Source organism: Mixta sp. (assembly GCF_024610815.1).
GTDB lineage: Bacteria > Pseudomonadota > Gammaproteobacteria > Enterobacterales > Enterobacteriaceae > Mixta > Mixta calida.
In genome coordinates, this window is sequence record NZ_JANION010000226.1 from 1 (window position 1) to 22,270 (window position 22,270).

Annotated in this window: 19 protein-coding genes; all 19 read left to right on the plus strand. The window is 57.9% G+C overall.

What is annotated here, in order from left to right; all coding sequences use genetic code 11:
* The first annotated feature begins 348 nt into the window (after window positions 1–348).
* The 19 genes from mraZ (at window position 349) to MYY08_RS17430 (ending at window position 22,260) form a co-directional block, all read left to right on the plus strand.
* The gene (gene mraZ / locus MYY08_RS17340; protein ID WP_038628276.1) at window positions 349–807 is read left to right on the plus strand and encodes a division/cell wall cluster transcriptional repressor MraZ; all 459 of its coding nucleotides are present in this window, start codon (window positions 349–351) and stop codon (window positions 805–807) included.
* 2 nt (window positions 808–809) lie between these two features.
* Window positions 810–1,751, plus strand: coding sequence for a 16S rRNA (cytosine(1402)-N(4))-methyltransferase RsmH (rsmH, locus tag MYY08_RS17345; protein ID WP_038628274.1), 942 nt, complete (start codon window positions 810–812; stop codon window positions 1,749–1,751).
* On the plus strand, window positions 1,748–2,068 hold the full coding sequence (gene ftsL / locus MYY08_RS17350; RefSeq protein ID WP_038628271.1) for a cell division protein FtsL: 321 nt from the start codon (window positions 1,748–1,750) through the stop codon (window positions 2,066–2,068). Before rsmH ends, ftsL begins: the two co-directional genes overlap by 4 nt.
* A gap of 15 nt (window positions 2,069–2,083) precedes the next feature.
* On the plus strand, window positions 2,084–3,850 hold the full coding sequence (gene ftsI, locus MYY08_RS17355) for a peptidoglycan DD-transpeptidase PBP3 (protein WP_038628269.1): 1,767 nt from the start codon (window positions 2,084–2,086) through the stop codon (window positions 3,848–3,850).
* Window positions 3,837–5,324, plus strand: a complete 1,488-nt coding sequence (gene murE / locus MYY08_RS17360; protein WP_288015122.1) for a UDP-N-acetylmuramoyl-L-alanyl-D-glutamate--2,6-diaminopimelate ligase — start codon at window positions 3,837–3,839, stop codon at window positions 5,322–5,324. The genes ftsI and murE overlap by 14 nt, the downstream gene beginning before the upstream one ends.
* Window positions 5,321–6,685 (plus strand): UDP-N-acetylmuramoyl-tripeptide--D-alanyl-D-alanine ligase, encoded by a 1,365-nt coding sequence (gene murF, locus MYY08_RS17365; RefSeq protein WP_084969995.1) that lies wholly within the window; start codon window positions 5,321–5,323, stop codon window positions 6,683–6,685. Before murE ends, murF begins: the two co-directional genes overlap by 4 nt.
* The gene (mraY, locus tag MYY08_RS17370) at window positions 6,679–7,761 is read left to right on the plus strand and encodes a phospho-N-acetylmuramoyl-pentapeptide-transferase (protein WP_038628263.1); all 1,083 of its coding nucleotides are present in this window, start codon (window positions 6,679–6,681) and stop codon (window positions 7,759–7,761) included. Before murF ends, mraY begins: the two co-directional genes overlap by 7 nt.
* Window positions 7,762–7,763: 2 nt before the next feature.
* Window positions 7,764–9,080: a UDP-N-acetylmuramoyl-L-alanine--D-glutamate ligase gene (murD, locus tag MYY08_RS17375; protein ID WP_038628261.1), complete on the plus strand. Its 1,317-nt coding sequence runs from the start codon at window positions 7,764–7,766 to the stop codon at window positions 9,078–9,080.
* On the plus strand, window positions 9,080–10,297 hold the full coding sequence (ftsW, locus tag MYY08_RS17380; RefSeq protein WP_038628258.1) for a cell division protein FtsW: 1,218 nt from the start codon (window positions 9,080–9,082) through the stop codon (window positions 10,295–10,297). Before murD ends, ftsW begins: the two co-directional genes overlap by 1 nt.
* Entirely contained in the window at window positions 10,294–11,352 is a 1,059-nt protein-coding gene (gene murG / locus MYY08_RS17385) for an undecaprenyldiphospho-muramoylpentapeptide beta-N-acetylglucosaminyltransferase (protein WP_038628256.1), read from the plus strand. The genes ftsW and murG overlap by 4 nt, the downstream gene beginning before the upstream one ends.
* A gap of 46 nt (window positions 11,353–11,398) precedes the next feature.
* Entirely contained in the window at window positions 11,399–12,874 is a 1,476-nt protein-coding gene (gene murC / locus MYY08_RS17390) for a UDP-N-acetylmuramate--L-alanine ligase (RefSeq protein WP_038628254.1), read from the plus strand.
* A complete protein-coding gene (locus MYY08_RS17395; protein ID WP_038628252.1) occupies window positions 12,867–13,787 on the plus strand; it encodes a D-alanine--D-alanine ligase in 921 nt (306 codons plus the stop codon). Before murC ends, MYY08_RS17395 begins: the two co-directional genes overlap by 8 nt.
* Before the next feature lies 1 nt (window position 13,788).
* Entirely contained in the window at window positions 13,789–14,625 is an 837-nt protein-coding gene (ftsQ, locus tag MYY08_RS17400; RefSeq protein WP_038628249.1) for a cell division protein FtsQ, read from the plus strand.
* Window positions 14,622–15,878 (plus strand): cell division protein FtsA, encoded by a 1,257-nt coding sequence (gene ftsA / locus MYY08_RS17405; RefSeq protein ID WP_038628246.1) that lies wholly within the window; start codon window positions 14,622–14,624, stop codon window positions 15,876–15,878. The genes ftsQ and ftsA overlap by 4 nt, the downstream gene beginning before the upstream one ends.
* Window positions 15,879–15,950: 72 nt before the next feature.
* Complete coding sequence (gene ftsZ, locus MYY08_RS17410) at window positions 15,951–17,111, plus strand: cell division protein FtsZ (RefSeq protein WP_038628243.1); 1,161 nt, start codon at window positions 15,951–15,953, stop codon at window positions 17,109–17,111.
* Between the two features lie 99 nt (window positions 17,112–17,210).
* A complete protein-coding gene (lpxC, locus tag MYY08_RS17415) occupies window positions 17,211–18,128 on the plus strand; it encodes a UDP-3-O-acyl-N-acetylglucosamine deacetylase (protein ID WP_038628240.1) in 918 nt (305 codons plus the stop codon).
* A 284-nt stretch (window positions 18,129–18,412) separates the two neighbouring features.
* Window positions 18,413–18,922, plus strand: a complete 510-nt coding sequence (secM, locus tag MYY08_RS17420; protein WP_038628237.1) for a secA translation cis-regulator SecM — start codon at window positions 18,413–18,415, stop codon at window positions 18,920–18,922.
* Window positions 18,923–19,003: 81 nt separating this feature from the next.
* Complete coding sequence (gene secA, locus MYY08_RS17425) at window positions 19,004–21,709, plus strand: preprotein translocase subunit SecA (RefSeq protein ID WP_038628235.1); 2,706 nt, start codon at window positions 19,004–19,006, stop codon at window positions 21,707–21,709.
* A gap of 359 nt (window positions 21,710–22,068) precedes the next feature.
* A complete protein-coding gene (locus MYY08_RS17430) occupies window positions 22,069–22,260 on the plus strand; it encodes a hypothetical protein (RefSeq protein WP_144380569.1) in 192 nt (63 codons plus the stop codon).
* The last annotated feature ends 10 nt before the right edge of the window (window positions 22,261–22,270 follow it).

Consider the following 22,270-nt stretch of genomic DNA (forward strand, 5'->3'; position numbering starts at 1 on the left):
ACTGACGCCGCGCGGCGCCTGGCACACAGGCGGCCTTTTTATCGGAATGACCCTAAAATGTCGCCGTTGTCGCAAACTGCAAACCCTTCATCTTCGTGGTAAAAACTGTTTTCTTTTTGCGCAGATTTAATGGCGCCACGATTTTTTTACCACTATTCATCAGTTTATTTTTTCAGACCCGTCAGAATCATCCTCATTTTTAACTTTGCGCCTTTTTATTACGCTGAGAAATAATCCCGCCAGGCCTGTTGCGTAGCTTGACAATGATTTCCTCCGCTCCGTAAACTCCTTTCGTGGGAATTTGTGGGATAAAGTGGCAAAAAAGGGTAACTGAGGGCATTAGCTGAGATGTTTCGTGGCGCAACCTTAGTCAACCTCGATAGCAAAGGGCGGCTGGCCGTGCCAACGCGTTATCGCGAAACGCTGATTGAGGAATCTGAAGGCCAGATGGTTTGCACCATTGACCTCCATCAGCCCTGCCTGCTGCTTTATACCTTACCGCAATGGGAAATCATTGAACAAAAACTCTCTCGCTTATCCAGCATGAATCCCGCAGAGCGCCGCGTACAGCGCCTGCTGTTGGGACATGCGAGCGAATGTCAGATGGACAGCGCTGGCCGTTTACTGATCGCCAGTACGCTGCGTCAGCACGCAAGTCTGACAAAAGAAGTGATGCTGGTTGGACAGTTTAATAAGTTTGAACTGTGGGATGAACAGACCTGGTATCAACAAGTCAGGGAAGATATTGACGCTGAGCAAGCCGCTCAGGAGCCGCTTTCAGAGCGGTTGCAGGATTTGTCACTATAGCTATGCAGGATAACTTTATACATACCACGGTGCTGTTGGATGAAGCCGTCAACGCGCTCAACATTAAAGAAGACGGCGTTTATATCGACGGCACCTTTGGTCGGGGCGGACACTCGCGCCTGATCCTTTCCCAGCTGGGAGAGCAGGGCAGACTGTTCGCCATTGACCGCGACCCGCAGGCTATCGCTGCCGCCGCTGCCATTGACGATCCGCGCTTCACCATTATTCATGGGCCTTTTTCGGCGCTGGCGGATTATGTCGAGGCGCGCGGCCTGACCGGAAAAGTGGACGGCATACTGCTTGATCTGGGCGTATCTTCGCCGCAGCTGGATGACGCCGAGCGCGGCTTCTCCTTTATGCGCGACGGTCCGCTGGATATGCGTATGGACCCGACGCGCGGCCTTTCTGCTGCCGAATGGCTCCTGCAGGCGGAAGAGAACGATATCGCCTTCGTGCTGAAAACCTATGGCGAAGAGCGTTTCGCCAGGCGTATCGCGCGCGCCATTGTGGAGCGTAATCGTCTGCAACCCATGACGCGCACCAAAGAGCTGGCGGAAGTGATCGCCGCCGCCACGCCGATAAAGGATAAGTTCAAGCATCCGGCGACGCGCAGTTTCCAGGCGATCCGCATTTGGGTCAACAGCGAGCTGGAAGAGATTGAACAGGCTTTGAAGGGCGCGTTAACGGCACTGGCGCCCGGCGGACGGCTTTCCATTATCAGTTTCCATTCGCTGGAAGACAGGTTGGTAAAGCGCTTTATGCGTGAGCAGAGCCGCGGCCCGCAGGTGCCGGCCGGGCTGCCGATGACTGAAGCGCAGCTGCAGAAGCTCGGCGGCCGTCATTTGAAAGCGCTCGGCAAAATGATGCCGGGCGAAGCGGAAGTGGCGGAGAACCCACGCGCGCGCAGTTCGGTGCTGCGTATAGCGGAGAGAACGACATCATGATCGGAAATGAGCGGCACAGCCTGCCAGGCGTTATCGGCGGCGACCTGCTGCGTCATGGCAAAATTCCGCTGCTGCTGTTGATTGCCGTGTTGGTGTCGGCTGTGCTGGTCGTGACGACGGCGCACAAAACGCGCCTGCTGACGGCGCAGCGCGAGCAGCTGGTGCTGGAGCGCGACGCGCTCGATATTGAGTGGCGCAACCTGATTTTGGAAGAGAACGCGCTGGGCGACCACAGCCGCGTTGAGCGCACGGCGACGGAAAAACTGCAGATGCAGCATGTCGACCCGGCACAGGAAAATATTGTGGTACATCAATAAGGAATCCCGGACTCCATGAGATCCGCTACCAAAGCGCTTAAGTTGAAAAAACAGGAAGATCAGGCCAGCTTTGTCAGCTGGCGTTTTGCGTTGCTGTGCGGCGGCATCTTCCTGGCGCTGGTGGGATTGATGATGCGGGTCGCCTGGCTGCAGGTGATTAACCCCGAACGCCTGGTGCGGGAAGGGGATATGCGCTCGCTGCGCGTACAGGCGATACCCACCGCGCGCGGCATGATTACCGATCGCGCCGGTCGTCCGCTGGCGGTGAGTGTGCCGGTAAACGCTATCTGGGCCGATCCTAAAGAGCTGCATGACCACGGCGGCATTACGCTCGACAGCCGCTGGAAAGCGCTGGCCGACGCGCTTTCCGTGCCGCTCGATCAGCTGGCCAACCGCGTCAACGCCAACCCGAAAGGCCGCTTTGTCTATCTGGCGCGCCAGGTTAACCCGGCGATCGGTGATTACATCAAGAAACTGAAGCTGCCGGGCATCCATCTGCGCGAAGAGTCGCGCCGCTACTATCCCGCCGGGCAGGTCACTTCTCATCTTATCGGCTTTACCAATATCGACGGTCAGGGCATCGAAGGGGTGGAAAAAAGCTTCGATCGCTGGCTGACCGGTCAGCCGGGCGAGCGGACGGTGCGTAAAGACCGCTACGGCCGCGTGATTGAAGATATCTCCACCGTCGACAGCCAGGCGGCGCATAACCTGGCGCTCAGCATCGACGAGCGTTTGCAGGCGCTGGTTTACCGCGAGCTAAATAACGCCGTCGCCTTCAACAAGGCGGAATCCGGCACGGCGGTGCTGGTCGACGTCAATACCGGCGAAGTGCTGGCGATGGCCAACAGCCCGGCCTACAACCCGAACAACCTCAGCAACACGCCGAAAGATGTGATGCGCAACCGCGCCATCACCGACATCTTCGAGCCGGGTTCCACCGTCAAGCCGATGGTGGTGATGACCGCGCTGCAACGCGGCGTGGTGCGGGAAAACAGCGTGCTGAACACTATTCCTTACCGCGTCAACGGCCATGAAATCAAGGACGTCGCGCGCTATAACGAACTAACCCTCACCGGGGTTTTGCAGAAGTCGAGTAACGTCGGAGTATCAAAACTGGCGTTAGCGATGCCCTCCTCAGCGCTAGTGGAAACATATTCACGCTTTGGGCTGGGCAAACCAACCAATTTGGGGTTGGTCGGGGAAAGCAGTGGCCTGTATCCCCAAAAACAAAGGTGGTCCGATATTGAAAGGGCCACCTTCTCTTTCGGTTATGGGCTGATGGTGACGCCGCTCCAGCTGGCGCGCGTTTACGCCACCATCGGCAGCTATGGCGTCGCGCGTCCGCTCTCCATTACAAAAGTCGATCCGCCGGTTCCGGGCGAACGCGTCTTTCCTGAGCAGCTGGTGAAAACCGTGGTGCATATGATGGAAAGCGTGGCGCTGCCGGGCGGCGGCGGCGTGAAGGCCGCGATCAAAGGCTATCGCATCGCGATTAAAACCGGCACCGCGAAAAAAGTCGGTCCCGATGGTCGCTACGTCAATAAATATATCGCCTACACTGCCGGCGTGGCGCCCGCCAGCCATCCGCGCTTTGCGCTGGTGGTGGTGATTAACGATCCGCAGGCGGGCAAATATTACGGCGGCGCCGTGTCGGCGCCGGTATTCGGCGCCATCATGGGCGGCGTGTTGCGCACCATGAATATTGAACCGGATGCGCTGCCGGTTGGTGAAAAGAATGAGTTGGTTAACAACAAGAAAGAGGGTTCAAGTGACAGATCGTAACTTGCGCGACCTACTGGCTCCGTGGGTGCCTGGCGCGCCGGAGCGTCCGCTTCGTGAAATGACTCTGGACAGCCGCGTGGCGGCGTCCGGCGATCTGTTTGTGGCTGTCGCAGGCCATAACGTTGATGGGCGACGTTTTATTCCTCAGGCTATCGCGCAGGGCGTTTCGGCGGTCATCGCTGAAGCCGAAGGCGAAGCGGAGGATGGTGACATCCGTGAAATGCACGGCGTGCCGGTGATTTATCTGTCGCAGCTGCCGCAGCGGCTTTCCGCGCTGGCAGGACGCTTTTATCAACAGCCGGCGGAAAAGCTGCGTTTAATCGGCGTGACCGGCACCAACGGTAAAACCACCACCACCCAGCTGCTGGCGCAGTGGGCGAGCCTGCTGGGCGAAACCGGCGCGGTGATGGGGACCGTCGGCAACGGCCTTTATGGTCGTCTGGTGCCGACGGAAAACACCACCGGATCGGCGGTTGATGTGCAGCAGGTGCTCGATGCGCTGGTAGGGCAGGGCGCGACCGTGGCGGCGATGGAGGTTTCCTCTCATGGTCTGGTGCAGCATCGCGTTGCGGCGCTGCCTTTCGCCGCCGCCGTGTTTACCAATCTCAGCCGCGATCATCTTGACTACCACGGCGATATGACGCGCTACGAGTCGGCGAAATGGCTGCTGTTCTCTGAACATCAGATCGGCGAAGCGATTATTAACGCCGATGACGAAACAGGCCGCCGCTGGCTGGCGAAGCTGCCTGACGCCATCGCGGTCACGATGGAAAACAATCTGCTGCCCGACAGCCATAATCGCTGGCTGAAGGCGACGGCGGTGCGCTATCACGATAACGGCGCGACGGTGAGCTTCAGTTCAAGTTGGGGCGACGGCGAGCTGGAAAGCCGCCTGATGGGCGCCTTTAACGTTAGCAATCTGCTGCTGGCGCTGGCGACGCTGCTGGCGCTGGGCTATCCGCTGGCGCAGCTGATCGCCAGCGCGCGTCAGCTACAGCCGGTCTGCGGGCGCATGGAAGTCTTCAGCGCGCCGGACAAGCCGACCGTAGTAGTCGATTACGCTCATACGCCTGACGCACTGGAAAAAGCGTTGGAAGCCGCGCGTTTGCACTGCAAAGGGCAGCTGTGGTGCGTCTTTGGCTGCGGCGGCGATCGTGATAAGGGCAAACGTCCGCTGATGGGTGCGGTTGCTGAGCAGTGCGCAGACGTGGTGGTTATCACCGATGACAACCCGCGCAGCGAAGATCCCGCCGCGATTGTAAACGACATTCTGAGCGGCCTGCTCGATCCGGGCCGTGCCCGCGTAATGGCGGGACGCGCGCAGGCGGTAACCAACGCCATTATGCAGGCGAAGCCGCAGGACATCGTGGTGGTGGCGGGCAAAGGCCATGAGGACTATCAAATTATCGGCAACCGCCGTCTCGACTATTCCGACCGGGTAACCGTCGCGCGTCTGCTGGGGGTGATGGCATGATTACGCTTTCTCTTGAAACGCTGGCGCAGATTACTCACGGCACGTTAGTCGGCCAGGGGGATATCGCGATAAGCGAAGTGACCACCGACACCCGTAAAGTGACGCCGGGCTGTTTGTTCATTGCGTTGCAGGGCGAACGCTTTGACGCACATGATTTTGCCGACCAGGCGATGGCCAGCGGCGCGGCGGCATTATTAGTGAGTAAGCGCTTGCAAATCAACGCGCCGCAGGTGGTGGTCAGCGATACGCGCATCGCCTTAGGAGAGCTGGCGGCCTGGGTGCGTCAGCAGGTGAAAACCCGCGTAGTGGCGCTGACCGGCTCCTCCGGCAAAACTTCGGTAAAAGAGATGACCGCCGCTATTCTGCGTCAGTGTGGCGAAACGCTTTATACCGCCGGCAACCTGAACAACGATATCGGCGTGCCGTTGACGCTGCTGCGCCTGACCGAAGCGCACCAGTATGCGGTCATTGAACTGGGCGCCAACCATCAAGGTGAAATCGCCTGGACCACCCGCTTAACGCGCCCGGAAAGCGCGCTGGTGAATAACCTGGCAGCTGCGCATCTGGAGGGCTTCGGCTCGCTGGCAGGCGTGGCGAAAGCCAAAGGCGAAATTTTCCTCGGCCTGCCGGAAAACGGCACGGCGATTATTAACCTCGACAGCAATGACTGGCCGCGCTGGCAGACGCAGTTGACCCAGCAGCGCATCTGGCGCTTCTCCGGCACCGCGGACGCGCAGGCTGATTTTTACGCGACCGATGTTGCGGTAAATCCGCAGGGCACCACCTTTACGCTGCATACGCCGCAGGGGGCGCTGGCGGTCTCGCTGCCGCTGCCGGGTCGTCATAACATCGCCAACGCGCTGGCCGCCAGCGCTCTGGCGCTCTCTGTCGGCGCGCCGCCGGAAGCGATAGTTCAGGGCCTGGCGACGCTGAAAGCGGTGCCGGGACGTCTGTTCCCGATAACCTTAGCGCCGCAGAAGCTGCTGCTGGACGACAGCTACAACGCGAACGTTGGCTCAATGACCGCCGCCGCGCAGGTGCTGGGCGAGATGCCAGGCTACCGCGTAATGGTTACCGGCGATATGGCGGAGCTGGGTGCGGAAGCGGTCGAATGCCATCGCGAAGTGGGCGAGGCCGCGCGTAAGGCGGGCATAGATAAAGTGCTGAGCGTGGGCGCGCTGAGTCAGCATATCAGCGACGCCAGCGGCGCGGGCGAACACTTCAGCGATAAGGCCGCCTTGATCGCGCGCCTCCAGTCGCTGCTTGCAGAGCATCAGATTATTACCGTTTTAGTTAAAGGGTCTCGTAGTGCCGCCATGGAGCAGGTAGTACAAAACTTACAGGAGAAAGGAACATGCTAGTCTGGCTGGCCGAACATCTGGTCGCTTTTTATTCCGGCTTTAACGTCTTTTCCTATTTGACGTTTCGCGCCATCGTCAGCCTGCTGACCGCGCTGTTTATCTCACTGTGGATGGGGCCGCGCCTGATCGCCTGGCTGCAAAAGCTGCAGATCGGTCAGGTGGTGCGCAGCGAAGGGCCGGAGTCGCACTTCAGCAAGCGCGGCACGCCGACCATGGGCGGCATCATGATCTTGACCTCTATCACCATTTCGGTGCTGATGTGGGCCTATCCCTCCAACCCTTATGTCTGGTGCGTGCTAACGGTGCTGGTCGGTTATGGCATCGTCGGTTTCATCGATGACTACCGCAAAGTGGTGCGCAAAGACACCAAAGGCCTGATCGCCCGCTGGAAATATTTCTGGCAGTCGCTGATTGCGCTGGCGGTAGCTTTTGCGATGTACGCCGTGGGCAAGGACACGCCGGCGACGCAGCTGGTCGTGCCGTTTTTCAAAGATATTATGCCGCAGCTGGGGCTGCTCTATATCCTGCTCGCCTATTTCGTGATCGTCGGCACCAGCAACGCGGTCAACCTGACCGACGGTCTGGACGGCCTGGCGATTATGCCGACGGTATTTGTCGCGGCGGGCTTCGCGCTGGTCGCCTGGGCCACCGGCAACATGAATTTCGCAGGCTACCTGCATATTCCCTATCTGCGCCATGCCGGTGAGCTGGTAATTGTCTGCACCGCCATCGTCGGCGCCGGGCTGGGTTTCTTGTGGTTCAACACCTATCCGGCCCAGGTCTTTATGGGCGACGTCGGCTCGCTGGCGCTGGGCGGCGCGCTGGGCACCATCGCGGTGCTGCTGCGTCAGGAATTTTTGCTGGTGATTATGGGCGGCGTGTTTGTTGTTGAAACGCTCTCCGTCATCCTGCAGGTGGGATCGTTCAAGCTGCGCGGCCAGCGCATTTTCCGTATGGCGCCGATCCATCACCACTATGAACTGAAAGGCTGGCCGGAGCCGCGCGTGATCGTGCGCTTCTGGATCATTTCGCTGATGCTGGTGCTGATTGGCCTGGCAACCCTTAAGGTGCGTTAATTATGGCTGACTATCAGGGTAGAAAAGTGGTCATTATCGGGCTGGGGCTGACCGGCCTCTCCTGTGTTGATTTCTTTTTAGCGCAGGGCGTAACGCCGCGCGTAATGGATACCCGAGTCTCGCCGCCCGGCCTGGATAAACTGCCCGCAAGCGTGGAGCGCCATTTAGGATCGCTCAACGGCGACTGGCTGCTGGCGTCGGATTTGATTATCGCCAGCCCCGGCGTCGCGCTGGCCCATCCGTTGCTGACGGAAGCCGCCGAAGCGGGCATTGAAATCATCGGCGATATTGAGCTTTTCTGCCGTGAAGCGCAGGCGCCTATCGTCGCCATTACCGGTTCCAATGGCAAAAGCACCGTGACCACGCTGGTGGGCGAAATGGCGCGTGCGGCCGGCTGGACGGTGGGCGTGGGCGGCAATATCGGCCTGCCGGCCCTTAGTCTGCTGAAGCAGCCCGCTCAGCTTTACGTGCTGGAGCTCTCCAGTTTTCAGCTGGAGACCACCCACAGCCTGAAGGCGGCGGCAGCGACCATTCTCAACCTCAGCGAAGACCATATGGATCGCTACCCGCTGGGATTGCAGCAGTATCGCGCCGCCAAGCTGCGCATCTATGAAAACGCGGCGATCTGCGTGGTGAATGCCGATGACGCGCTGACAATGCCGGTGCGCGGCGCGGACAAGCGCTGTGTTAGCTTCGGCGTCGACGTCGGCGACTACCACCTCAACCGCCAGCAGGGCAGCATCTGGCTGCGCGCGCACGGCGAAAAAGTATTAAACACCGACGAAATGAAGCTCGTCGGGCTGCACAACTATACCAATGCGCTGGCGGCGCTGGCGCTGGCGGACGCCGCTGGCATCCCGCGCGCCAGCAGTCTGAAAGCGTTAACAACGTTTCAGGGGCTGGCGCACCGTTTCCAGCTGGTGCATGAGCGCAACGGCGTACGCTGGATCAATGATTCGAAAGCGACCAACGTCGGCAGTACCGAAGCGGCGCTGAGCGGCCTGCAGGCGCAGGGCACGCTGTGGCTGCTGCTGGGCGGCGACGGCAAGTCGGCGGATTTCACGCCGCTGGCGCGTTACTTACAGGGCGACGCGATTCGCGTCTGGTGCTATGGCCGCGATGGCGCATCGCTGGCGGCGCTGCGCCCGGAAATCTCCACCCTAACGGATACCCTGGCCGAAGCCGTGGCCGCCATTGCGCCGCAGGTAAGGCCTGGCGATATCGTCCTGCTGTCGCCCGCCTGCGCCAGTCTCGATCAGTTCCGTAATTTTGAGCAGCGCGGCGACTGTTTCGCGCAACTGGCGCGGGAGCTGGGCTGATGCGTATTCCAGGCTTAGGGATGGCGGGCGGCGTGGTGATGCGCCTGCGCGAATGGGTAATGGGCAGCCGGGAAAACAGCGATGCGGCGCCGATGGTGCTCTACGATCGCACGCTGTTGTGGCTGACGTTCGGCCTGGCGATCATCGGCTTTGTGATGGTCACCTCCGCCTCGATGCCGGTTGGGCAGCGTCTGTCGGACGATCCCTTTTTCTTCGCCAAGCGCGACGCATTTTATCTGCTGCTGGCTTTTGGCATGGCGATGGTCACGCTGCGCGTGCCGATGGAAGTATGGCAGCGCTACAGCAATGTGATGCTTCTGGCATCAGTTGTGATGCTGCTGATCGTACTGGTGGTGGGCAGCTCGGTTAACGGCGCATCGCGCTGGATCGCGCTGGGCCCGCTGCGTATTCAGCCGGCCGAGCTTTCCAAGCTGTCGCTGTTTTGCTACCTCGCCAGCTATCTGGTGCGCAAGGTAGAAGAGGTGCGCAACAATTTCTGGGGCTTCTGTAAGCCGATGGGCGTGATGGTAGTGCTGGCGGTACTGCTGCTGGCGCAGCCGGACTTAGGCACCGTGGTGGTGCTGTTCGTCACCACCCTGGCGATGCTGTTCCTCGCGGGCGCCAAGCTGTGGCAGTTCCTGGCGATTATTGGATCCGGCATTTTCGCTGTGATCCTGTTGATCATTGCCGAGCCGTATCGTATGCGCCGCGTGACCTCCTTCTGGGATCCCTGGGAAGATCCGTTCGGCAGCGGCTACCAGTTAACCCAGTCGTTAATGGCATTCGGCCGCGGCGAATTCTGGGGGCAGGGATTAGGCAACTCAGTGCAAAAACTGGAGTATTTGCCGGAGGCGCATACTGACTTCATTTTCTCCATTATCGGAGAAGAACTCGGTTATATCGGTGTGGTTTTAGCGCTGTTAATGGTATTCTTCGTCGCTTTTCGGGCGATGTCGATTGGCCGTCGTGCGCTGGAGCTTGACCAGCGTTTTTCCGGTTTTCTCGCCTGTTCCATTGGCGTCTGGTTTAGCTTCCAGGCGCTGGTTAACGTCGGCGCGGCCGCGGGCATGTTGCCCACCAAAGGCCTGACGTTGCCCTTAATCAGTTACGGTGGCTCCAGTCTGATTATTATGTCGACGGCCATCGTGTTGTTGTTACGCATAGATTATGAAACGCGCCTGAGTAAAGCGCAGGCGTTTACCCGAGGTGCGCGATGAGTGGAAAGCGGTTGATGGTGATGGCTGGCGGTACCGGCGGGCATGTATTCCCCGGTCTGGCTGTCGCGCATCATCTGATGGCGCAGGGCTGGCAGGTGCGCTGGCTGGGCACAGCCGATCGAATGGAAGCCGATCTGGTGCCGAAACACGGCATCGAAATCGATTTTATCCGCATCAGCGGCTTGCGCGGCAAGGGCCTGAAGGCACTGCTGGCGTCGCCGATTCGAATTTTCAACGCCTGGCGTCAGGCGCGCAGCATTATGAAAGCGTGGAAGCCGGACGTGGTGCTGGGTATGGGCGGCTATGTTTCCGGTCCGGGCGGCCTGGCCGCATGGAGCTGCGGCATCCCGGTGGTGCTGCATGAGCAAAACGGCATCGCTGGCCTGACGAACAAATGGCTGGCGAAGCTGGCGACGAAAGTGATGCAGGCGTTTCCCGGCGCCTTTCCCCATGCGGACGTCGTCGGCAATCCGGTGCGCACCGACGTGCTGGCGCTCAGCAGCCCTGAGCAGCGTCTGTCGGGGCGTGAGGGTCCGATTCGCGTGCTGGTGGTGGGCGGCAGCCAGGGCGCGCGCGTACTTAACCAGACGCTGCCGCAGGTGGCGGCGCTGATGGGCGACCGTATTACGCTCTGGCATCAGACCGGCAAAGGCAATCTGCCGCAGGTCATGGCCGATTATGAAAAGGCCGGGCAGACGCAGCATAAAATCAGCGAATTTATTGACGATATGGCGACGGCCTACGCATGGGCCGACGTGGTGGTTTGTCGTTCCGGCGCGCTGACGGTCAGCGAAGTGGCGGCGGCCGGTCTGCCGGCCATTTTCGTACCGTTTCAGCATAAAGATCGTCAGCAGTACTGGAATGCGCTGCCGCTGGAGAAAGCGGGCGCAGCGCGTATTTTCGAACAGCCGCAGTTTACAGCGGATGCGGTAGCGGAAACGTTAACGCAGTGGGATCGACCTACGCTACTGCGCATGGCGCAAAATGCGCGTCAGGTCGCGATTCCGGACGCTACCGAACGTGTAGCGGCAGAAGTCAGCGCCGTCGCGCGTTAACAGAACAGAGATAAGGTACCTGAGGTACCGACAGGCAAAAGAAACGATGAATACTCAACAACTGGCGAAACTGCGTTCTATCGTGCCCGAGATGCGTCGCGTCCGGCACATTCACTTTGTCGGCATCGGTGGCGCCGGCATGGGCGGTATCGCCGAAGTGTTGGCCAATGAAGGTTATCAGATCAGCGGTTCCGATCTCGCACCCAATGCGGTAACGCAGCACCTGACCGCGCTGGGCGCCACAATTTATTTTCATCATCGCCCGGAAAACGTCAGCGACGCCAGCGTGGTAGTGGTCTCCAGCGCGATAACTCAGGATAACCCGGAGATTATCGCTGCGCGCGAAGCGCGTATTCCGGTGATCCGCCGCGCTGAAATGCTGGCGGAGCTGATGCGTTTCCGCCACGGCATCGCCGTGGCCGGCACGCACGGCAAAACCACAACCACGGCGATGGTGACCAGCATCTACGCCGAAGGCGGGCTCGATCCGACTTTCGTCAACGGCGGGCTGGTCAAAGCGGCCGGCACGCACGCACGCCTGGGCAGCAGCCGTTATCTGATCGCCGAAGCAGATGAGAGCGACGCGTCGTTCCTGCATCTGCAACCGATGGTGGCGATCGTGACCAATATTGAAGCCGACCATATGGATACCTACCAGGGCGACTTCGAAAATCTGAAGCAGACATTTATTAACTTTTTGCACAACCTGCCGTTTTACGGCCGCGCAGTGTTGTGCGTCGACGATGCGGTGATTCGCGATCTCATCCCGCGCGTCGGTCGCCAGATCACCACCTACGGCTTCAGCGATGATGCCGACGTGCGTATTGAAGATTATGAGCAGCACGGCGCGCAGGGCCACTTTACGCTGGTGCGTCACGATAAGCCGCTGATGCGCGTCACGCTGAACGCGCCGGGCCGCCATAACGCGCTGAACGCGGCGGCGGCGGTAGCCGTCGCGACGGAGGAGGGGATCGATGATGAAGATATCCTCAGCGCGCTGGAAAGTTTCCAGGGCACCGGCCGTCGCTTCGACTTTTTGGGCGAATTCCCGCTGGATAACGTCAACGGCACTTCCGGCAGCGCCATGCTGGTCGACGATTACGGCCACCATCCGACTGAAGTCGACGCCACTATCAAAGCGGCGCGCGCAGGCTGGCCGGATAAAAAGCTGGTGATGATTTTTCAGCCGCATCGCTATACGCGTACGCGCGATTTGTATGACGACTTCGCCAATGTGCTGTCGCAGGTAGACGTTCTGCTAATGCTGGATGTCTATTCCGCGGGCGAAACGCCGATTCCAGGCGCGGACAGCCGATCGCTCTGCCGCACGATCCGCGGACGCGGCAAGGTGGATCCGATTCTCGTGCCGGATCACGATACGATCCTGGAGATGCTGGCGCCGACGCTGAGCGGCAACGATTTGATTCTGGTACAGGGCGCTGGCAACGTAGGTAAGATTGCCCGCCGTCTGGCTGAACAGAAACTTAAACCGCAGACCAATGAAGAGGAACATCATGGCTGAAAAAGTAGCGGTACTGCTGGGCGGTACCTCCGCTGAGCGCGACGTCTCGCTGATGTCAGGCGCGGCGGTACTTGCCGGGCTGAAAGAAGCTGGCATTGACGCGCACGGCGTCGATACGCGCGATTTTCCGGTGATGCGGTTGAAAGAAGAAGGCTTTGAAAAGGCGTTTATCGCGCTGCACGGGCGCGGCGGCGAGGACGGCACGTTGCAGGGCGTGCTGGATTTCCTGCAGATCCCCTATACCGGCAGCGGCGTGATGGCCTCGGCCATCACCATGGATAAATGGCGTTCCAAGCTGCTGTGGCAGGGCGCGAATTTGCCGGTGGCGCCGTACGTCTGGATTAATCGTCAGCAGATGGATGCCGGACTGGACGACACGCTGGCGCAGCGCATCGCGCAGCTGGGCATGCCGCTGTTCGTTAAGCCAAGCAGTGAAGGCTCCAGCGTCGGCATCTCTCGCGTTAACCAGCCTTCCGAGCTGCCTGCGGCGCTGGAAGAGGCGTTCCGTCACGACGACGATGTGCTGGTAGAAAAATTTCTGAGCGGGCCGGAATACACCGTCGCCATTCTGGGCGAGCAGATTCTGCCTTCGATCCGCATCCAGCCGGCCAGCGACTTCTATGACTATGAAGCGAAATATATTTCTGACGATACTCAATACTTCTGCCCAAGCGGCTTAAGCGCGGAGAAAGAGGCGGAACTGCGCGAGCTGGTGTTGAACGCATGGCGCACGCTGGGCTGCAGCGGCTGGGGACGCGTGGATGTGATGATGGACGGCGACGGCAGCTTTTATCTGCTCGAGGTGAATACCTCGCCGGGCATGACCAGCCACAGCCTGGTACCGATGGCGGCGAAACAGGCGGGGATGAGCTTCTCCCAGCTGGTGGCGCGTATTCTGGAGCTGGCCGACTAAGATGTCGCAGGCGGCTTTGAACGTACGTCGGGAAGCGCAGGAAAAAGCGCGCACCGGACGCAGCAATGGCTCCCGGCTAGCAGGAATTATCTTCCTGCTGCTGGTGATCGGCACCATGCTGGCGGGCGGCGCCGCGGTGCTGAAATGGATGAACGACGCCTCGCGTCTGCCGCTGTCGAGGCTGGTGGTGACGGGAAAAACCCACTACACCACCAATGACGATATCCGTCAGGCCATTTTATCGCTGGGCGCGCCAGGCACTTTTATGTCACAAGATGTAAATGTGATTCAGCAGCAGATTGAACGTCTGCCGTGGATCAAGCAGGTCAGTGTACGCAAGCAGTGGCCGGACGAATTAAAGATTCATCTGGTTGAGTATGTGCCGGTCGCGCGGTGGAATGATTTACATATGGTTGATGCGGAAGGTAAATCTTTTAGCGTCCCGGCTAACCATATCGGCAAAGAGACGCTACCGTTGCTGTATGGCCCCGAAGGTAACGAGCAGGATGTGCTGGATGGCTACCGTCAGATGAGCGCGGTGCTGGCCGCCAGCAAGTTTAGCGTTAAAGCAGCATCCATGACCGCTCGTCATTCCTGGCAGCTGGTCACTGGCGATGATGTACGTATTGAGCTGGGCCGTAGCGATAACATGAAGCGTCTTAAGCGGTTTATTGAACTCTGGCCGGTGATCCAACAGCAGGCCACCGCTGACAATAAGCGCGTCAGTTATGTCGATTTGCGCTATGACTCCGGCGCTGCCGTTGGCTGGGCTCCGGCATTTATTGAGCCTCAGGACAGTAATCAGCAACAGAATCAGGCACAGGCTAAACAACAATGATCAAGGCGACGGACAGAAAACTGGTAGTAGGACTTGAGATAGGCACCGCTAAGGTCGCCGCTTTAGTAGGGGAAATTCTGCCCGATGGCATGGTCAACATTATTGGGGTGGGCAGTTGCCCGTCCCGCGGTATGGATAAAGGCGGCGTAAACGATCTTGAATCGGTGGTGAAATGCGTTCAGCGCGCCATCGATCAGGCGGAACTGATGGCGGATTGTCAGATTTCCTCGGTTTATCTGGCGTTATCCGGCAAACATATCAGCTGTCAGAACGAAATCGGGATGGTTCCGATTTCTGAAGAAGAAGTCACGCAGGAAGATGTGGAAAACGTTGTACATACCGCAAAATCGGTGCGTGTGCGCGATGAACACCGCATTCTCCACGTAATCCCGCAGGAATACGCCATCGACTACCAGGAAGGAATCAAAAACCCGGTCGGGCTGTCGGGCGTGCGCATGCAGGCGAAAGTACATTTAATCACCTGTCACAACGACATGGCGAAAAACATCGTGAAAGCGGTTGAACGTTGCGGCCTGAAAGTTGACCAACTGATTTTCGCCGGTCTGGCTTCGAGCTTCGCAGTGTTGACGGAAGATGAGCGTGAGCTGGGCGTCTGCGTTGTCGATATCGGCGGCGGTACAATGGATATCGCCGTTTATACCGGCGGCGCGCTGCGCCACACCAAAGTGATCCCCTATGCGGGGAACGTGGTGACCAGCGATATCGCCTATGCCTTCGGCACGCCGCCGACCGATGCGGAAGCGATCAAGGTTCGTCATGGTTGCGCGCTGGGATCGATCGTCGGTAAAGATGAGAACGTTGAGGTGCCGAGCGTAGGCGGTCGTCCGCCGCGCAGCCTACAGCGTCAGACGTTGGCTGAAGTCATTGAACCGCGTTACACCGAGCTGCTTAACCTGGTGAACGATGAAATCCTGCAGTTGCAGGAGCAGCTTCGTCAGCAGGGCGTGAAGCATCATCTGGCGGCGGGTATTGTATTGACCGGCGGCGCGGCGCAAATTGAAGGTTTGGCCGCCTGCGCGCAGCGGGTATTCCATACCCAGGTGCGCATCGGGCAGCCGCTGAATATTACCGGATTGACGGATTATGCGCAGGAGCCTTACTACTCAACGGCGGTAGGTCTTCTGCACTATGGAAAAGAGTCTCACCTGAGCGGTGAGGCGGATGTTGAAAAACGTGCGTCAGTTGGCAACTGGTTTAAACGTATCAACAGCTGGCTGAAAAAAGAGTTTTAATTTTTCTAAAAGGGGATCATGCTAGCACTATTTTATGATCTCCAGGCGACAGGCACATAACGGAGAGAAATTATGTTTGAACCAATGGAATTAACCAACGACGCGGTGATTAAAGTCATCGGCGTCGGCGGGGGCGGCGGCAACGCCGTAGAGCATATGGTCCGCGAGCGCATCGAAGGCGTAGAGTTCTTCGCTGTGAACACGGACGCCCAGGCATTGCGCAAAACTGCAGTCGGCCAGACCATCCAAATCGGCACCAACATTACTAAAGGTCTGGGTGCAGGCGCGAACCCTGAAGTGGGTCGTACTTCTGCAGAAGAAGATCGAGAAGCGCTGCGCGCCGCGTTAGACGGCGCGGATATGGTGTTTATCGCAGCCGGTATGGGCGGCGGCACCGGCACCGGCGCGGCGCCGGTCGTTGCGGAAGTGGCGAAGGATTTAGGCATCCTGACCGTTGCGGTCGTCACCAAGCCGTTCAATTTCGAAGGCAAAAAGCGTATGGCGTTTGCCGAGCAGGGCATCGCTGAGCTGTCCAAGCATGTCGACTCGCTGATCACCATCCCGAACGACAAACTGCTGAAAGTGCTGGGCCGCGGCATTTCGCTGCTGGACGCTTTCGGCGCGGCGAACGACGTGCTGAAAGGCGCGGTGCAGGGCATCGCCGAATTGATCACCCGTCCGGGTCTGATGAACGTCGACTTCGCTGACGTGCGCACCGTCATGTCCGAAATGGGTTACGCCATGATGGGATCCGGCGTGGCCTGCGGCGAAGACCGTGCGGAAGAAGCGGCAGAGATGGCGATCTCCAGCCCGCTGCTGGAAGATATCGATCTTTCCGGCGCGCGCGGCGTGCTGGTCAACATCACCGCTGGCTTCGACCTGCGTCTGGATGAGTTCGAGACCGTCGGTAACACTATCCGCGCCTTCGCGTCGGATAACGCCACCGTGGTTATCGGCACCTCTCTGGACCCGGAAATGAACGACGAACTGCGCGTGACTGTCGTTGCGACCGGCATCGGCATGGACAAGCGTCCAGAAATCACTTTGGTGACCAACAAGCAGGCAACCAGCCAGCCGGTAATGGATCATCGCTATCAGCAGCACGGCATGTCGCCGCTGCCGCAGGAGCCGCAGAAACCTGCTGCTAAAGTGGTTAACGATCAAAGCTCGCAGTCTGGCAAAGAGCCCGATTATCTGGATATTCCCGCTTTCCTGCGCAAACAGGCAGATTAGGAATAACCTGAGAATTGGGATTCTCCGCTCTTTGTGCTAAAATCTTCGCCCGTCAGTGATATAGACTGACGGTCGGATGATATTTTGCGAGATAATACGATGATCAAACAACGGACATTAAAACGTATTGTTCAGGCGACTGGCGTCGGTTTGCATACCGGCAAGAAAGTCTCCCTGACGTTACGCCCTGCGCCGGCTAATACCGGGGTCATCTATCGTCGCACTGACTTGAATCCACCGGTTGATTTCCCGGCTGATGCAAAATACGTGCGCGACACCATGCTGAGTACCTGCCTGGTGAATGATGAAGGCGTGCGTATCTCTACCGTAGAACACCTGAACGCTGCGCTGGCAGGTCTCGGCATCGACAACATTATTGTCGAAGTGGACGCGCCGGAAGTGCCGATCATGGACGGCAGCGCCGCGCCATTCGTCTACCTGCTGGTTGACGCGGGCGTGGAAGAGCTGAACAGCCCGAAGAAATTCGTGCGCGTTAAGCAGGCCGTGCGTGTTGAAGATGGCGATAAGTGGGCTGAAATTAAACCGTACAACGGTTTTTCGCTCGACTTTACGATCGATTTCAAACATCCGGCGATCGACTCCAGCTCACAGCGCTATCAGCTGAATTTCTCTACGGAAGCGTTTATGCGCCAGATCAGCCGCGCGCGAACCTTTGGCTTTATGCGTGAAATCGAATACCTGCAGTCCAAAGGCCTGTGCCTGGGCGGTAGTTTAGATTGCGCGATTGGGTTAGACGATTTCCGCGTACTGAACGAAGAAGGTTTACGCTTCGAAGATGAATTCGTTCGTCACAAAATGCTGGATGCTATCGGCGACCTGTTTATGTGCGGCCACAATATTGTCGGCGCGTTTTCCGCCTACAAATCAGGTCATGCGCTGAACAACAAGCTGTTGCAGGCAGTGCTGGCGAAACAGGAAGCCTGGGAATGGGCGACCTTTGAAGACGAAGCTGAACTGCCGGTGGCATTCAGGGCAACAAATCTGGTTCTGGCGTAATTCGCCTTAACCGCTTAAAACGACTGGTAGCGTTGGCTCACTCTCTCCGGCCAGCAAAGCCAGTCGTTTTTATTTCTGCCGCAGGATGCGCATCATTTGTGCCGTTGCGTTCAGAATATCGCTCTTTTCTTTTCCTCCCGCTACGATCTGATGTTTAACGCGCGCAATGATGATAAGATTTGCCCTCGTTAAAAGCAGCAACAGGCGTATTGCGTCAGATGGAATACAGCTGCTAATCATTCATTGAAGAAGGGCAGGCTTCACCCTGCCAGACGGAAACCGTTGTGATCGCTATTTTTCACCGTTGGCGACAATTAGGCAGGCGTTATTTTTGGCCGCATCTCTTGTTCGGCATGGTGGCGGCAAGCCTCGGCCTGCCCGCAGCCCATGCGCAGAATGCTGAGCAAAATAATCGTCCCGAAGCCGCCGCGAAAAATTTGAGCACAAACAGCGTCGTTCGGTTCGATAACCTGGCGCTGCTGCAGGGGAATGCCCGTCGCGCCAGCTTTACGGTGGATTACTGGCATCAGCACGCCATCCGCACCGTTATTCGCCACCTTTCTTTCGCGCTTGCGCCGCAAAATTTGCCCGATGCTGAAACGGCGCTGCCGCTGGCGGTGCAGAAGATCGCATTGCTGGATACGCTTAACGCGCTGCTGACGCATGAGCCGCGCCGCCCGGTCATCATTCGTCATACCCAACACGCCGCGCTTTCCATTACGCCCGATTACCATGCCGGTATCTGGCTCGCTCAGGTGCAGGGTATTCGCGCCGGTCCATACATTCTTAGCTAAAGCCCCAACATGCCTTAAACCATATCACTATAAAAACGAGCCGCAGAGAGACAGCGCGGTGAAGATGAGAATGTATTTATTATGCTGATTAAGTTATTAACCAAAGTTTTTGGTAGCCGCAACGATCGTACGCTGCGTCGCATGCGTAAAGCGGTAGAAATCATCAACAAAATGGAGCCGGATTTTGAAAAGCTCAGCGATGATGAACTGAAAGCGAAGACCCAGGAATTCCGCGCCCGCCTGGAAAAGGGCGAGACGCTAGACAGCCTGATCCCGGAAGCGTTCGCGACCGTGCGTGAAGCCAGTAAACGCGTGTTCGGCATGCGTCACTTTGATGTCCAGCTGATCGGCGGCATGGTGCTGAACGATCGCTGCATCGCTGAAATGCGCACCGGTGAAGGTAAAACCCTGACCGCGACGCTGCCTGCTTATCTGAACGCCCTGACCGGCAAAGGCGTGCACGTCGTTACCGTGAACGACTACCTGGCGCAGCGCGATGCGGAAAACAACCGTCCGCTGTTTGAATTCCTCGGCCTCTCCGTCGGCATCAACCTGCCGGGCATGCCGGCGCCCGCCAAGCGCGAGGCCTATGCCGCCGACATCACCTACGGCACCAACAACGAATATGGCTTCGATTACCTGCGCGACAATATGGCGTTCAGCCCGGAAGAGCGCGTACAGCGTAAGCTGCACTATGCGCTGGTGGATGAGGTCGACTCTATTCTGATCGACGAAGCCCGTACGCCGCTGATCATCTCCGGCCCGGCGGAAGACAGTTCTGAGCTCTATATCAAAGTAAACAAAATCATTCCGCGCCTGATCCGTCAGGAAAAAGAAGATTCCGACACCTTCCAGGGCGAAGGTCACTTCTCTGTGGACGAAAAAGCGCGTCAGGTGCATCTCACCGAGCGCGGCCTGGTCTCTATTGAAGAGCTGCTGGTGCAGGAAGGCATTATGGCGGAGGGCGAGTCGCTCTATTCGCCGAACAACATCATGCTGATGCACCATGTCACCGCCGCGCTGCGCGCCCATGCGCTGTTTACCCGCGACGTAGATTACATCGTTAAAGATGGCGAAGTGATCATTGTCGATGAGCATACCGGGCGCACCATGCAGGGTCGTCGCTGGTCTGATGGCCTGCATCAGGCGGTGGAAGCGAAAGAGGGCGTCGAGATTCAGAACGAAAACCAGACGCTGGCTTCCATTACCTTCCAGAACTACTTCCGTCTCTATGAGAAGCTGGCCGGTATGACCGGTACTGCTGATACTGAAGCTTTTGAATTCAGCTCGATCTACAAGCTGGACACCATCGTTATCCCCACCAACCGTCCAATGGTGCGTAAGGATCTGCCGGATCTGGTCTACATGACCGAGAAGGAGAAGATCGATGCGATCATCGAAGATATTCGCGAGCGTACGGCGAACGGCCAGCCGATCCTGGTGGGCACCATCTCCATCGAAAAATCGGAAGTGGTCTCTAATGAACTGACGCGCGCCGGCATCAAGCACAACGTGCTGAACGCCAAATTCCACGCGCGTGAAGCGGATATCGTCGCGCAGGCGGGTCAGCCTGGCGCGGTCACCATCGCCACCAACATGGCAGGCCGTGGTACCGATATTATGCTGGGCGGCAGCTGGCAGGCCGAAGTCGCAGCGCTGGAAAACCCGACCGAAGATCAAATCGCCGCTATCAAGGCGGACTGGAAAAAACGCCACGACGCGGTGCTGGCGTCCGGCGGTCTGCATATTATCGGCACCGAGCGTCATGAATCGCGCCGTATCGATAACCAGCTGCGCGGCCGTTCCGGTCGTCAGGGCGATCCAGGTTCTTCCCGCTTCTACCTGTCGATGGAAGATGCGCTAATGCGTATTTTCGCCTCCGATCGCGTTACCAATATGATGCGCAAGCTGGGCATGAAGCCGGGCGAAGCGATCGAACATCCGTGGGTAACCAAGGCGATTGCTAACGCGCAGCGTAAAGTTGAAAGCCGTAACTTTGATATTCGTAAGCAGCTGCTGGAATATGATGACGTCGCTAACGATCAGCGTCGCGCCATCTACTCACAGCGTAATGAACTGCTGGACGTTTCCGACGTCAGCGAAACCATCAACAGCATCCGCGAAGATGTCTTCAAGAGCACTATCGACAGCTACATTCCGCCGCAGTCGTTGGAAGAGATGTGGGATGTGGACGGTCTGGAAGAGCGCCTGAAAAACGACTTCGATCTTGAGCTGCCGATTAAACAGTGGCTGGACAAAGAGCCGGAGCTGCATGAAGAGACGCTGCGCGAGCGCATCCTTGAGCAGGCGAAGGAAGTCTATCTGCGTAAAGAAGAAGTGGTCGGCGCCGAGATGATGCGCAACTTCGAAAAAGGCGTGATGCTGCAAACCCTGGATTCCCTGTGGAAAGAGCACCTGGCGGCGATGGACTATCTGCGTCAGGGCATCCATCTGCGTGGCTATGCGCAGAAAGATCCGAAGCAGGAATACAAGCGTGAATCCTTCGCTATGTTCGCCGCTATGCTGGAATCGCTGAAGTATGAAGTGATCAGCACGCTGAGCAAGGTGCAGGTGCGCATGCCGGAAGAAGTGGAGGCGATGGAGGCGCAGCGTCGTGAAGAAGCTGAGCGTCTGGCGCAGCAGCAGCAGCTAAGCCACGTTGATGATGAAACGCAGGCCGCCGCCGCGCTGGCCGCCGAAACCGGCGAACGCAAAGTAGGGCGCAACGACCCGTGCCCGTGCGGTTCCGGCAAAAAGTACAAGCAGTGCCACGGTCGTCTGGCCTGATAAAATCGTAAGTGAGAAGGGAGCTGAAAGGCTCCCTTTTTATTGGGCGAAAGAAAAGGGCGAGTAGTTTTCTGTGTTGATATTTTGTTTTGTGATGAAGTGAAAAGCGCTGGTGGGTATCGGTGACTATTCTTTAAAACGCTTTTAAATCAGGCTAATAGCGTTCTTTAAAATGTGGAATGGATTGGTAGCTTTACGTGCCCTGTTTTTTCTTTTTTAAATCAAGTATATAGATTTAGAGTGCTCCCCGCGCCAGCGGGGATAAACCGCATCCAGAGAGGCTCACCGTAGTAGTACCAGCGTGTTCCCCGCGCCAGCGGGGATAAACCGACTGCTATTTCAGTCAGCGCAACACGCCGATGGCCGATTCAATTACAGATGCGCTGAACGTTGATATTCATATTGCAGTCCGTGACGGTCGGAATGTATTACCCGCAGCTATCCCGCATGGCAGCTTGCAACAGTCTATGAAATCGTATCACTTCTCCGATCCCGTGGTTGGCTGGTTATTTCAAAAGAGGGAGTTGGCGGAAAAATTAATGAGCTTATAAAAGAGTTATT